At 70.7% G+C, this 13,561-nt stretch carries 11 protein-coding genes; 6 read left to right on the plus strand and 5 right to left on the minus strand.

The window, feature by feature from the left end; genetic code table 11:
- The first annotated feature begins 30 nt into the window (after nucleotides 1-30).
- Entirely contained in the window at nucleotides 31-1,194 is a 1,164-nt protein-coding gene (locus tag Q9S36_RS15630) for a glutamate--cysteine ligase (protein ID WP_251450022.1), read from the plus strand.
- Between the two features lie 12 nt (nucleotides 1,195-1,206).
- On the opposite strand, the gene ffh is transcribed toward Q9S36_RS15630, so the two are convergent.
- Both ffh and Q9S36_RS15640 read right to left on the minus strand, forming a co-directional pair.
- Entirely contained in the window at nucleotides 1,207-2,769 is a 1,563-nt protein-coding gene (ffh, locus tag Q9S36_RS15635; protein WP_311285875.1) for a signal recognition particle protein, read from the minus strand.
- Between the two features lie 46 nt (nucleotides 2,770-2,815).
- Nucleotides 2,816-3,802: a TetR family transcriptional regulator gene (locus tag Q9S36_RS15640; protein WP_311285876.1), complete on the minus strand. Its 987-nt coding sequence runs from the start codon at nucleotides 3,800-3,802 to the stop codon at nucleotides 2,816-2,818.
- Nucleotides 3,803-3,906: 104 nt separating this feature from the next.
- Between Q9S36_RS15640 and lipB the strand changes: the two genes are divergently transcribed.
- Nucleotides 3,907-4,545, plus strand: coding sequence for a lipoyl(octanoyl) transferase LipB (gene lipB, locus Q9S36_RS15645; RefSeq protein WP_396653778.1), 639 nt, complete (start codon nucleotides 3,907-3,909; stop codon nucleotides 4,543-4,545).
- 53 nt (nucleotides 4,546-4,598) lie between these two features.
- Nucleotides 4,599-5,561 (plus strand): lipoyl synthase, encoded by a 963-nt coding sequence (gene lipA / locus Q9S36_RS15650; protein ID WP_311285877.1) that lies wholly within the window; start codon nucleotides 4,599-4,601, stop codon nucleotides 5,559-5,561.
- Between the two features lie 24 nt (nucleotides 5,562-5,585).
- On the opposite strand, the gene Q9S36_RS15655 is transcribed toward lipA, so the two are convergent.
- From Q9S36_RS15655 to smc, 3 genes are all read right to left on the minus strand, one after another.
- Nucleotides 5,586-6,086: a DUF2004 domain-containing protein gene (locus tag Q9S36_RS15655; protein WP_251450031.1), complete on the minus strand. Its 501-nt coding sequence runs from the start codon at nucleotides 6,084-6,086 to the stop codon at nucleotides 5,586-5,588.
- 69 nt (nucleotides 6,087-6,155) lie between these two features.
- Nucleotides 6,156-7,028 carry a signal recognition particle-docking protein FtsY gene (ftsY, locus tag Q9S36_RS15660; RefSeq protein WP_251450032.1) on the minus strand — a complete coding sequence of 291 codons (873 nt, stop codon included), beginning with the start codon at nucleotides 7,026-7,028 and terminating at the stop codon, nucleotides 6,156-6,158.
- Nucleotides 7,029-7,044: 16 nt separating this feature from the next.
- Nucleotides 7,045-10,590, minus strand: coding sequence for a chromosome segregation protein SMC (gene smc / locus Q9S36_RS15665; protein ID WP_311285878.1), 3,546 nt, complete (start codon nucleotides 10,588-10,590; stop codon nucleotides 7,045-7,047).
- A gap of 480 nt (nucleotides 10,591-11,070) precedes the next feature.
- Here smc and Q9S36_RS15670 point away from each other — a divergent pair, with 480 nt between their 5' ends.
- The 3 genes from Q9S36_RS15670 to Q9S36_RS15680 all read left to right on the plus strand — a co-directional run.
- Nucleotides 11,071-11,325, plus strand: a complete 255-nt coding sequence (locus Q9S36_RS15670; protein WP_251450034.1) for a hypothetical protein — start codon at nucleotides 11,071-11,073, stop codon at nucleotides 11,323-11,325.
- An 83-nt stretch (nucleotides 11,326-11,408) separates the two neighbouring features.
- On the plus strand, nucleotides 11,409-12,488 hold the full coding sequence (locus Q9S36_RS15675; protein WP_311285879.1) for a GNAT family N-acetyltransferase: 1,080 nt from the start codon (nucleotides 11,409-11,411) through the stop codon (nucleotides 12,486-12,488).
- Nucleotides 12,485-13,561, plus strand: a 1,077-nt coding sequence (locus tag Q9S36_RS15680; protein WP_311285880.1) for a GNAT family N-acetyltransferase, incomplete at its 3' end; no start/stop codon positions are given. The genes Q9S36_RS15675 and Q9S36_RS15680, both read left to right, overlap by 4 nt.

Raw genomic sequence — 13,561 nt, forward strand, 5'->3', positions numbered from 1 at the left:
GCGGGGGCACTCGCGTGCCAGACTGTGCCTGTGACGGTGCCCTTCGCGACATCTGCGCGGTCGTCGGTCGGTCTCGAATGGGAGCTCATGCTCGCCGACGAGGTCGGCGGCGACCTGGTGCCGCGCGCTCCCGAGGTGCTGTCGGGCCTCGAGGAGGCCTCAGCGCTGGAGCGCTACACGGTGACCGGCGAGCTGCTGACGAACACGGTCGAGGTCACCAGCGGTGTGGGCCGCACGGTCGCCGCCGCCGTGGACGACATCGCCGACGCGATCGCCGCGGTGCGGACGGTCACCGATCCTCTCGGCATCGCACTGCTCTGCGCGGGCAGCCACCCGTTCGCCCAGTGGTTCGACCAGCAGGTCAGCGACAAGACCCGCTACCACAAGCTCATCGAGCGGACGCAGTGGTGGGGCCGGAACATGATGATCTGGGGCATCCACGTGCACGTGGGCGTCGACGACGTCGACAAGGTCTTCCCCATCATCAACGCTCTGTCGACGTATCTGCCCCATCTGCAGGCGCTGTCGGCATCCAGCCCGTTCTGGGCGGGCGAGCGCACCGGCTACGCCTCGAACCGCGCGCTGGTCTTCCAGCAGCTGCCGACCGCGGGGCTGCCGTGGCCGCTAGCCGATTGGGCGCAGTTCGAGGGGTATCTCGACGACATGGTGCGCACCGGCGTGATGCGGGACGTCTCGGAGGTGCGCTGGGACATCAGGCCGGCGCCGCGATGGGGCACGATCGAGGTGCGCGCGTGCGACGGGATGTCGACCCTTCCGGAGCTGGCCGCCGTGGCCGCCCTCGTGCAGGTGCTGGTGGAGCGCTTCTCGCGCGACCTCGACGAGGGGCGGGAGCCGGTCGTTTTGCAGCCGTGGTTCGTCCGCGAGAACAAGTGGCGAGCGGCCCGCTACGGTCTCGACGCCCGCGTCATCGTGGGGGCCGACGGCCGGCAGGCGGCTGTGCGCGATCATCTGCGACAGACCATCGCCGAGGTCGAGGACATCGCCGTCGAGCTCAAATGCGCCCGCGAGCTGGCCGGTCTCGAGCCGATCCTCTCCGGCGGCGCAAGCTACGAGCGCCAGTTGCGCGCGGCGGCAGCGGCCGACGGCGACCTGCGCGCGGTGGTCCAGCACCTCATCCGCGAGTTCCGCGCCGGGCCGACCCTGCGCGACCACCTGGCCGCGCCCGACCGCTGACGCGACGAGCGGTCAGCCGCGTCCGAGCATCTTCTGCAGCTCGGCCAGGTCCGCCTCGCTCGGCGTCCCCGTGCCACCGCCCAGGCCGAACCCGGACCCGGTCGGCTGAGCCGCGCGGTCGGCGGCGATGCCCGCGTTCTCGGCGGCGCGCTTGGCGGGGTTCCCCGACCGCGATCCGCCGCTCTTCTTCTGCTTGTTGCCGCGCTTGGCCGACGCGCCGGGCCGACCGGCGCCGGGGACCGGCCCCATGCCGGGGATCGACGGCACCCCGCCGCGCGCCACGGTCTTCATCATCTTCGCGGCCTGGTCGAAACGCTGCACGAGCTGGTTCACGTCGGTGACCGTCATACCCGAGCCCCGTGCGATCCGCAGCCGGCGCGAGCCGTTGAGGAGCTTGGTGTTGCGTCGCTCCGCAGGGGTCATCGAGCGGATGATGGCCTCGGTGCGGTCGATGTCGCGCTCGTCGAAGTCTTCGAGCTGCTGCTTCATCTGCCCCATGCCCGGGAGCATCCCGAGCATCTTCTTCATCGAGCCCATCTTGCGCATCTGCTGCATCTGCTCGAGGAAGTCCTCGAGCGTGAACTGCTCGGTCGCGAGCTTCTCGGCGACCTTCATCGCCTCTTCCTCGTCGAAGGCCTGCTGGGCCTGCTCGATGAGGGTGAGGATGTCGCCGAGGTCGAGGATGCGGCTGGCCATGCGATCCGGGTGGAACGGCTCGACGTCGTCGAGCCCCTCGCCGGTCGAGGCGAAGATGATGGGCCGGCCGGTCACGGACGCGACCGACAGGGCCGCACCGCCGCGCGCGTCGCCGTCGAGCTTGGTCAGCACGACTCCGGTGAAGTCGACGCCTTCCTGGAAGGCCTTGGCGGTGTTGACGGCGTCCTGGCCGATCATGGCGTCGATGACGAAGAGGACCTCGTCGGGGTCGGTCGCCGTGCGGATGTCGGCGGCCTGCTTCATGAGGTCGGCGTCGACGCCGAGGCGTCCGGCCGTGTCGATGATGACCACGTCGTGCTGCTGGCGGCGGGCGAGCTCGACTCCTTCGCGGGCGACGCGCACCGGGTCGCCGATCCCGTTGCCCGGCTCGGGGGCGTACACCGCGGCTCCGGCGCGCTCGGCGACGACCTGGAGCTGGTTCACGGCGTTCGGTCGCTGCAGGTCGGCAGCGATCAGGAGCGGCGTGTGACCGTCCTTCTCGAGCATGCGGGCGAGCTTGCCGGCGAATGTCGTCTTTCCCGATCCCTGCAGGCCCGCCAGCATGATGACGGTGGGGGCGGTCTTGGCGAAGCGCAGGCGACGCTGCTCGCCGCCGAGGATCGCCACGAGCTCCTCGTTCACGATCTGGACGACCTGCTGCGCGGGATTGAGCGCGCGGTTCACCTCATCGCCGAGCGCGCGCTCGCGCACCTTCGCCGCGAAGTCCTTCACGACCGGCAGCGCGACGTCGGCGTCCAGCAGGGCGCGCCGGATCTCGCGGACGGTGCCGTCGACGTCCGCGGGGGTGAGCTGCCCCTTCTTGCGGAGGTTGCGGAAGGTCTCGGTGAGCCGGTCGGAGAGTGTGCCGAAAGTCGCCATGATCCCCCGATTCTAGACGAGCGGATGCCGCATCCCCCGCCGCGGGCTAGGGTTCGAGCTCCTGGAAAAGAGTCAGCTGCAGATCGGCCGGGCCGCGCAGACGCGCGTTCATCGACCGCCACGGCGTCTCGCGCGGCCGCGCTTCGACGGCGGCGCCGCCGGCGACGAGACGGCGGACGGCCGCCTCGGTGTCGCCGACCTCCAGCGCCAGCCGGATCCGGTCGCTCGCTCCGCCGTCCGTTTCCACGCGGTCGATGAAGTCCACCTGCGCGCTGTTGGCGATCTCGAGCGTGGCGCGACCGGCGTCGAGAATGGCCACGCGCGCGCCGCCTTCCGCCTCATAGGCCTCGGCCTGCGGCATCCCGACCACGTCGCGGTAGAACGACAGAGCCTCGTCGAACCGGTCGGCGCGCACGACCACCCGCAGCTGCCGCACCGCGCCGGCGCGAGGCAGGGCCGGGACGCCGGATGCCGCGTCCGCGGCGCGCGCCAGGAACCGCTCGAGCGAGGTGACACCTGCGCCGTCGCGCGCCCACGCTTCGAGGGAGGCCAGGACCGCGCCGCCCCAGGCCGCGCCCGCCACGTCGGCGTGGAGGCGGTCGGCACCCGCCCGCGCGAGGCGTTCGGCCACTGCGCGCGCGATGCGCGCCCGTCGCAGCGCCGCCTCTCCGGCCAGCTCGTCCGCCAGACCCATCGCAGTGGCGTTGACGATCGCGAGAGCCAGGGTGTCAGGGGCGAAGTCTGCGCCGAGGGCGATGACGGCGGCCCGGACGTCGGTGGCGGCATCCGGGCCCATGTCGTCGGCGAGGCGCGCCTCGAGCCAGCCGAGCCGGTCGTCCAGACCCGCCCACAGGATGTCGGACTTGGCGCCGAAGTAATTGAAGAAGCTCGAGCGACTCACGCCCGCCCGTCGGGTGATGTCGGTGATGGAGGTCGCGTCGTAACCCCGCTCGAGGAAGAGCTCGCACGCTGCCTCGGCGAGCATCTCGCGCGACGAGGCGCGTGGGCGTCCGCGCTTGGCCCCGGTGTCCACTCCTTCACCCTAGCGACACGCGTCGGGGGCATGGTGAGCCGGATCACGCCCGGTGACGTAATCTTGGACGCGATCCAGAAAGTCGCCACAAGCGAAGGGCCGTCATGCTGCAGATCGAGACCGTCGGGCTCTCCCCCGACGTCGTGCCGTACCAGGAGGGGTGGGATCTGCAACGACGGATCCATGCCGAGGTCGTCGCCGGGTCACGGCCCGACACGCTGCTGATGCTGGAGCATGAGGCGGTGTACACCGCGGGCAGGCGCACCGCCGCGCACGAGCGCCCGACCGACGGCACGCCCGTGATCGACGTCGATCGCGGCGGCAAGATCACGTGGCACGGACCCGGCCAGCTCGTCGGCTACCCGATCGTCCGGCTCCCCGAGCCCGTCGACGTCGTCGCGCACGTGCGCCGCCTCGAGCGGCTCCTCATCGACGCGCTGGGCGCGCACGGGGTGGACGGCTACCAGGTCGATGGGCGCAGCGGCGTGTGGGTCAAGCGCCCGCTGTCCGAGGACAAGGTGGCAGCGATCGGCGTCCGCGTGGAGCGGGGAGTAACGATGCACGGGTTCGCGGTCAACTGCGACAACAGCCTCGCCGGCTTCGGCGGCATCGTCCCGTGCGGCATCACCGACGCGGGCGTGACGACCGTCAGCGAGGTGGTCGGCCGCACGGTGACGCCGCGCGATCTCCTCCCCACCGTTTCTGCGGTCTTCGCCGCCGAGTACGCGGGGGTGGCGGCGTGAGCGCGTGCGGCACACCCGTGTCGGGTCCTGCGGCCGCACCCGAGGGGCGGCGGATGCTGCGCCTGGAGGTCCGCAACGCCCAGACGCCCATCGAGCGCAAGCCCGAGTGGATCAAGACGCGCGCGAAGATGGGCCCCGAGTACCAGGCGCTGCACTCGCTGGTGAAGACCGAGGACCTGCACACCGTCTGCCAGGAGGCGGGCTGCCCCAACATCTACGAGTGCTGGGAGGATCGCGAGGCGACCTTCCTCATCGGCGGCTCGCAGTGCACGCGAAGGTGCGACTTCTGTCAGATCGACACCGGCAAGCCCGCCGACTACGACGTCGACGAGCCGCGCCGCGTGGCCGAGAGCGTCGAGCGGATGCAGCTGCGCTACGCCACGGTGACCGGCGTCGCGCGCGACGACCTGCCCGACGGCGGCGCGTGGCTCCACGCCGAGACGGTGCGTCAGATCCACGAGCGCAACCCCCGCACGGGCGTGGAGATCCTCGCGACCGATTTCAACGGCGAGCCCGCTCTGCTGGACGAGGTGTTCGACAGCCGGCCGGAGGTGTTCGCGCACAACGTCGAGACCGTGCCGCGGATCTTCAAGCGCATCCGCCCGGCATTCCGGTACGACCGCTCGCTGGGCGTCCTGACCCGCGCCCGCGCGGCGGGACTCATCACCAAGTCGAACCTCATCCTCGGGATGGGCGAGACCCCGGAGGAGGTCGTCCAGGCGCTTCAGGACCTCCACGACGCCGGAACCGACATCATCACGATCACGCAGTACCTGCGTCCCACCCCCCGCCACCTCCCTGTGGATCGCTGGGTGAAGCCGCAGGAGTTCGTCGAGTTCAAGGACGAGGCCGAGCGCATCGGCTTCCTCGGGGTGCTCGCCGGACCGCTGGTGCGGTCGTCGTACCGCGCCGGGCGGCTGTGGGCGCAGTCCATGATGTCGAAGGGCCGCGAGATCCCGCCGCACCTGGCCCATATCGCCGAGGGAGTCGACAGCGGATTCGCTCAGGCGGTGTGATCGCCGGAGCGTCCGAGGTGCCCGTCAGTCGGCGCTCGTGACCGAGAGCACGGCACCGTCCGAGCCCAGGTTCACCAGCAGCACGTCGTCGGCGGCATCCGGGTCGAGCGCGTACTCGAGTACGGCGAACGGATCCTCGCCGCCGTGCTCGTCCGCGAGGATCGTCATGCTCATCAGCTGAAGCGACCGGATGACATCGATGTGCACGTCGCCCGAGATGTCGACCAGCACGTCCTCGATCTCTTCACCCATCGCCTCCTGCTGCTGCAGGATGTACTCGGTCACCTCGCTCGTGCGATCGCTGAGCTCGTCGACCATGGCGTTGCGGGCGCTGAGGTCGATCGCCTCGATCGCCGAGATGAGTCCTGCAGCGACATCCAGCGCCGCCGCCGAGACGTCGTCCTGATCGGGCGCCGTCAGATCGACCGTGACGGACTGATCGCCCAGCTCCACGTTCTCGGACCAGAAGATCGATCCGTCGGGCCCCGATTCCAGAAGTCCGAAATAGTCGTGCTCGATCGCCATTCCCCCATGAAACCAGCCTCGGCGGCGCCGCGATAGCCCCGCGCGGGCGTGGCGCCGATCCCGGTTCGATCAGTCGACCAGAGCCGCCGCGAAGACGTGCGGCGTGAAGCCGGTGAGGTCGCCGATCCCCTCGCCCTGGCCGAGGAGCTTCACCGGGATCCCGGTCTTCTCCTGCACCGCCAGGACGAATCCGCCCTTCGCGGAGCCGTCCAGCTTGGTGAGCACGAGACCGGTCACGCCGGCGTGCTCGAGGAACGCCTGCGCCTGCATCACGCCGTTCTGGCCGGTGGTGGCGTCCAGCACCAGCAGAACCTCGCTGATGGGAGCCTGCTTCTCGATGACGCGGCGGATCTTGGTGAGCTCGTCCATGAGCCCGCCCTTGGTGTGAAGGCGTCCGGCCGTGTCGACGAGCACGATCTCGGTTCCGGTCCGCTTGGCGTAGTCGATGGTCTGGAAGGCGACGGACGCCGGGTCCTGGCCTTCCTGCTGGGGCCGCACGATCGCGGCGCCGCCCCGCTCGGCCCACGTCGCCAGCTGGTCCACGGCCGCGGCGCGGAACGTGTCGGCCGCCCCCACCACGACCGAGCGGCCGTAACGCTGCAGGAACTTCGCGAACTTGCCGATGGTGGTGGTCTTGCCGACTCCGTTGACGCCGACGACGAGGACGACCGCGGGTCGCTCCGAGAGGCGCAGCGTCGTGTCGAACTTCGCGAAGTGCTCCTCGAGCGTCTCTCGCAGCATGCGCTGGAGGTCGCGGGGATCGGTCGTGCGGAACCGCTCGACCTTCTCGCGCAGCTCGTCGATGATGCGTTCGGTGATGTCCGGGCCGAAGTCGGCGGTCAGCAGCGCCGTCTCGAGGTCGTCCCACGTGGTCTCGTCGATGGTCGGCTTGACGAACATCCCGCGCAGGGCGCGGCCGAGCGACCAGGAGCTTTCAGCCATGCCTCCAGCCTATGGCTCAGGCGCCCGCGTGCTCGCGCACCCGCTGCCCCACCACCGCGGACACGCCGTCCTGCCGCATCGACACGCCGTACAGCGCGTCGGCGATCTCCATCGTCCGCTTCTGATGCGTGATGACGATGAGCTGGCTGCTCTCCCTCAGCTGCTCGAAGACCCCGAGCAGGCGACCGAGATTGGCGTCGTCGAGAGCGGCCTCGACCTCGTCGAGGATGTAGAACGGGCTCGGCCGCGCCTTGAAGATGGCGGTGAGCAGCGCGACCGCCGCGAGCGACCTCTCGCCGCCCGACAGCAGCGAGAGCCGTTCGATCTTCTTCCCCACGGGGCGCACGGCGACCTCGATCCCCGTGGTGAGCGGATTGTCGGGGTCGGTGAGCGAGATGCTCCCGGTCCCCCCGGGGAACAGGATGGGGAAGACCTCGCCGAAGGCGACGCGGGTGTCTTCGAACGCCGCGAGGAAGATCGTCTGCATCCGCTCGTCGAGTTCGTCGATGATCGTCAGGAGATCTTTGCGCGTCTGGGTGAGGTCGGCGAGCTGCTCGGTGAGGAACGCGTGACGCTGCTCCAGCGCGGCGAACTCCTCCAGCGCCAGTGGGTTCACACGGCCGAGCTGCACCAGCTTGCGCTCCGCGTCCTGCAGTCGTCGACGCGCGGCGGCGCGATCGAAGGGCGGGGATGCTTCATCAACCGCCTCTTCCTCGGGGGCATCTTCAGCCGGAAGAGGCTGATCGGGACCGTATTCCGAAATCAGAATAGTTTCGTCCAGGCCCAGTTCGGACTGCACTCTCTCGAGGAGACCCGTGACGTGGAGCCGCTTCTCGTGGATCTTGAGCTCCAGCCCGTGCACGCTTTCGGTGAGCGCGGCCAGGCGCTCGCGGGCGGACGTCTCCTGCGCGCGCAGGCGAGAGAGCTCCGCGGTGATGGCCGTACGCGCGCCCTCGCGCGCGGTCAACTCGACCCGCGCCTGCGACACCGAGCGGTCGACCGAATCGAGCACGGTCGGCAGCTGAGCCAGGACCCCCTCGGCCACGTCGCGCTGCGCCCGGCGGATCACCGCGCGACGCGCGGCCTCCGCGGCAGCCTCGCGCTCGCGCTCGCGCTGGCGCTGCATCTGCACGACGCGCGCTTCCTCGGCTCGGATGCGCTCCCGCATCGTCTCGACGTCCAGTCGCGTGCGCATCTCTGCGTCGCGGGCGGCCTCGAGCGCTTCCAGAAGCCCCTCCCGCGCAGACGCGTCGAGAATCGGTCGCGGCGCTTCGAGTGCGGACGTCAGCCGATCCTGCGCGACGCGTGCCGACGCTGCCGCTTCATCGACGGCGGCCCGCGCCTGCGCCAGCCCGGCTTCGAGCCGCTCGCACTCGGCGATCGCCGCCTCGTGGCGCACCGTCGCTCGGTTCACCTGCTCGGCGTGCGCGGCGAGGGCGGCATCGAACGAGCGCAGGGTGTGCAACGCCGTCTTCGTGCGCTCGCGAGCGGACGTCAGCTCGGACGAGGCGTCTGTCAGCCCCTCCCGGAGGGAATCGACGACGACGGCGAGCTCGTCGCGCCGCTCGGCGGCGGCATCCCGCTCTGCGGCCAGCTCCAGCCGGGATCTCGACGACCCCGCCCCGGCGCGGACGGTCCGTGCGGTGCAGACCTCCCCCGCGCGGGTGACCACCGTCGGATGCCGGCCGGCAGCGGCTTCGACGTCGATCGCGCGCCGCGCCTCGGTCAGGTCCTCGGCGATGTAGACGCCCGCGAGGATCGCGGAGATCCCCGTGGGACCGGCCACGACATCCCGAGCAGCGGTCAGGCCCGATACCGCGGCCGGCTCGGCTGCGACGCCGGCGGTGGCGGCGGGGTCCGGCGCATCGGCGATCACGACATCGACCACGCCGAGCTCGGCGGTGCGAAGCTCCTCCGCCAGCCCGAACGCGTCCTCAGCGCCGTCGACCAGCACCCCCTCGGCCAGAGTGCCGAGAACAGCGGCGATCGCCGCTTCGAATCCGGCAGCCACCTGCACGGCGTCTGAGACGAGCCCACGAACACCGGCCCGGCCCTCGGCCAGCACCACGGCCGCCGCGCTCTTGACCTCCAGGGCGCGGGACAGGGCTGCGGTCTGGGCGGTGAGCGCTTCGACCTCGCGCTCGGCCGCGTGCAGTCGTTCCCGCAACGACGCGACCGTCCCCTCCGCCTTCGTCGCGTCCCGCTGTGCCCGCTCGTAGTCGGCGGCGTGCTCGGCAGAAGAGCCTTCCGGCACGAGGTCGGGATTGACGCCGTCCACATCGGCTTCGGCCTCGGCCCGGCGTGCGAGGGCCGCGTCCAGCGCCTTCTGCTGGCGTGCGACCGCAGCCTCGACGGCTGCGAGAGCGGATGCCGCGGCCTCGGCCGTTCCTCGCAGAGCGGTGAGGCGCATGTCGTGCTCGGAGACGAGGGCGCTCTGGGCGGCGATGTCGGAATCGAGCGCGTCGAGTTCGGCACGGGCGCGCATCACGTCCCGAGCGGCGTCGGCCGCGGCATCCTGCGCACCGCCGAGAGCCGTCGACAGCTCATCGACCTCGGCGCGCGCGTCGTCGATCATCCCCTGCGACACGGTCGTGCGCTCGATGCGGTCGTCGTCATCGTTGTCGGTCAGGAGCGCCAGGCGCTGGCCTGCGAGGTTGTAGAGGGCCCGAAGGCGCTCCTGCGCGCGCTCGAGCCCGAACGCGACCCGCCGGGCGTCGTCGACCGCCTCGGACCTCTGCTCCGCCTCGAGTCGCTCGATCGCGGCCCGCACGTTGGAGAGCTGGTCCTGCAGCACCATGCGCTCCGCGTGGCGCTCCTGCTCGTTGCGGGCATGGTCGGCGAGCTCAGCCCGCAGGGTGACGAGGTCGTCCGCGAGCAGCCGTGCCTTCGCGTCGCGGACGACCGCGGCGATCGTGGCCGCCTCGCGAGCGATCTCGGCCTGGCGGCCCAGCGGCTTCAGCTGCCGGCGCAGTTCCCCCGCGAGGTCGCTCAGCCGGGTGAGGTTGGCCTCCATCGCCTCGAGCTTGCGCAGCGTCTTCTCTTTGCGGCGCCGGTGCTTGAGGATGCCCGCGGCCTCTTCGATGAAGCCGCGCCGGTCCTCCGGCGTGGCCTGGAGGACGCTGTCCAGCCGCCCCTGTCCCACGATGACGTGCATCTCGCGACCGAGCCCCGAGTCGCTCAGCAGCTCCTGGACATCGAGCAGGCGGCAGGTCTGCCCGTTGATGGCGTACTCGCTGGCGCCGTTGCGGAAAAGGGTCCGGCTGATGGTCACCTCGGCGTACTCGATCGGCAGGGCGCCGTCGGCGTTGTCGATGGTGAGCTGGACCTCGGCCCGCCCGAGGGGTCCACGGGTCGCCGTCCCCGCGAAGATGACGTCCTCCATCTTGCCGCCGCGGAGAGTCTTCGCCCCCTGCTCCCCCATGACCCAGGCGAGCGCGTCGACGACGTTCGACTTGCCCGACCCGTTCGGCCCGACGATGCAGGTCACCCCGGGTTCGAGGGCGAAGGTCGTCGGCTGGGCGAACGACTTGAACCCTTTGAGCGTGACGCTCTTCAGGTGCATGGGCGCGCCCTCCAGCCGGTCGATTACCGACCTACGCTACCCGAGCGCGAGGGCAGCGCCCGGATGCCGGGCCGCGCAGCACCGACACGCCGACACGCCCGGGAGATCAGGGAATCTGAGAAAGTCCTTGACGTACGTCGCATCCTCGCGCTAATGTCCTCACCGCGTCTGAAGTCGAGAAAGGAGGTCCCCGATGATGCTGATGAACCCCACCGGAGCGTTCGCTCCCGTTGCCCGCGTGTTCGCACTGGGGACCGACTCCTTCGACGTCTTCCCCGACGGTCGCGGCCACACCGCCTCCTGACCCCCGCAGGGGAGAGCTCCGCCCGTCTCCGGGCGTGACATCCCGCGCCGCCGCCTCGGCAACCGAGGCTCTCGGCGACTCTCCCCGCCCTGTTCGCGTCGTGCTGCGGCACGGCACCTCCGCCCGAGCCTGCCCGGCTCGGGCACCTCACCACCTCACATCGGAAGAGATCCATCATGAACACACTGCTCGCGCCGCAGCGACCCTCGGGCATCCCCGATACGCTGCGGCTCCCCGGCCGCGACATCCGCGTCTCGCTGATCGACCGCCTCGCTCTGCGCATCGGTCTGCGTCTGCTCCTGTGGAGCACCCGCTCGCCGCGGCTCGCGGACGACCGCGGACGACACGCCGAGATCCGGCGGACACTGGCCGCCAACGAAGCGCGCGAACGCGCTTATCTCCGCGAGGCCTTCCTCGCACCCCGGCCGTGACGGCCACGGGGGTCGCCTTCCGGCTGCATGGGCGGCGACCCCCTCTCCCCCGCTTGCTCAATCAACCCGAGGTCCCATCGATCATGAACACCCTCACCTCCGTCGAGTTCCGGCCGCTCATCGTGCTGGCGACCATCGACGCCCCTGACGCCGCCGATTTCGTCGAGATGGTGCACGTCCGCAACCGGATCTACCGTGAGATCTCCGGCCACGACGATCACCGCATCGCCCCGGACGAGCTCCTACCCCACTACCGGGTGACCGAGTACGAGCGCAGGCTCGCATGGGTCATCGTCGACGACGGCGCGATCATCGGGCGGATCGGGGTCGACCTTCCCCTCGAGAACGACTCCAAGGTCGCTTTCTGGCTCATCGAGCTCCTGCGCGACGCGTGGGGCCGCGGCATCGGCTCCGCCGCCCACGACCTGGTGGAGCAGGTCGCGCGCGAGAACGGCCGCAGCGTCCTGCAGTCCTGGGCGGAGCACCCCGAGGCGCCCGGGCCCCGGCTGGCCCCGCCGACCGGGTTCGGCGAGATCCCCCGCGACCACGCCGCCCGCTTCTTCCTGCGGCACGGATACGCGCTCGAGCAGGTCGAGCGCAACAGCGCGTTCGATCTGACCGCGCCGTTCGAGACCGTCGAGCGCCTCCTCGCCGAGGCCGAGGCCGCCTCGGGCGACTACCGCGTCGTGCAGTGGTTCGCCCCCACACCGCCCGAGTACGTCGACGGGTACGCCTGGATGAAGTCGCGCATGGTGACCGACGCCCCCGCGGCGGGTCTGGAGTTCGACGAGGAGACGTGGGATGCCGCGCGCATCGCCGAGCACGACGCCGTCTACACGGACTCGGGCCGCACCCTGCAGGTGACCGCGGCGCAGCACATCGCGACAGGCGAGCTCTGCGCGTTCAACGAACTCGTCGTCGGCAAGGACCGGACCGAGGCGAGCCACCAGGAGGACACGCTCGTCCTCAAGCACCACCGCGGCCACAAGCTGGGCACCCTCGTGAAGTGCGCGGGTCTGCTGTCGTGGCGGGACGTGGCCCCTCGGTCGCCTCGCGTGATCACCTACAACGCCGAGGAGAACCGGCCGATGCTCGACATCAACGAGGCCATCGGGTTCGCCCCGATCGCGTACGAGGGGGCATGGAAGAAGGTGCTGACATGACCGTGCCTGACGGTGTGGTCATCGAGCGGGTCGTCGTCCCCGCGGCCATGGACGCTCCCGACGCGGCGGCTTTCGCCGATATGGCCGAGGTTCGCAACCTCGTCGCGCGCGAGCGCAATGGTCACGACGACTTCGCATACGCTGCGGAAGAACTCCTGCCCATCTGGCAGAACCAGGAGGACGTGGCCCACGCGGGCTGGATCGCGAGGCGGGAAGGGGTCCCGATCGCCCGCTTCGTGACCACCTTGCCGCAGGAGGCGGGGTCGGAGGTCGCGGAGTTCGCACTCGAGATCCGCGAGGCGGACTTCTCGCCCGAACTCGTCGACGCCGGATTCGCCTTCGTCGAGGGGCACGCCCGCGCTCACGGACGTCGCATCATGCAGGGCGAGACGGATCACCGCCCGGCGGACGGCGATACGGTCACGGCCGCGTCCGGGCACGGAGCGCTGCCCCGCGACGAGTACGCCCGCGCGTACCTCGCTCGCGGATACTCCCTGGAGCAGGTGGACCGGGCGAGCGCGTTCGACCTGCACGGGGATTGGGCTCGCGTGGAGAAGCTGGAGGGTGAGGCCCGGGCGGAGGCGGCCGGGTACCGGCTGGTGTCGTGGACGGTGCCGACGCCCGAGGAGTACGTGGCCGGCTACGCGGCTCTGATGTCGCGCATGTCCACGGATGCCCCGAGCGCCGGTCTCGTGTGGGATGAGGAGCACTGGGACGCCGCCCGGCTGCGTCGGCACGAGAGGGAGATCCTCGACGGCGGCCGGTTCGGAAGCATCATGGCGGCCCAGCACATCGCCTCCGGTGAGCTGGTGGCATTCACCGAGCTGTTCGTGGATTCCACGCGGACGGGCGTGACCGAACAGGCGGCCACCCTGGTGCGCCGTGCGGATCGCGGCCACCGTCTGGGTCTGTGGATCAAGGCGGCGAACCTCCTCGCCTGGCGAGAGGTCGCGCCGCGATCGCCCCGCGTGTCGACGATGAACGCCGAGGAGAACCGGCCGATGCTGGCGATCAACGAAGCACTCGGCTTCGTCGCGGTCTCCTTCACCGGCGGCTGGAAGAAGGTGTTGGCG

Source organism: Microbacterium sp. ARD31 (assembly GCF_031844425.1).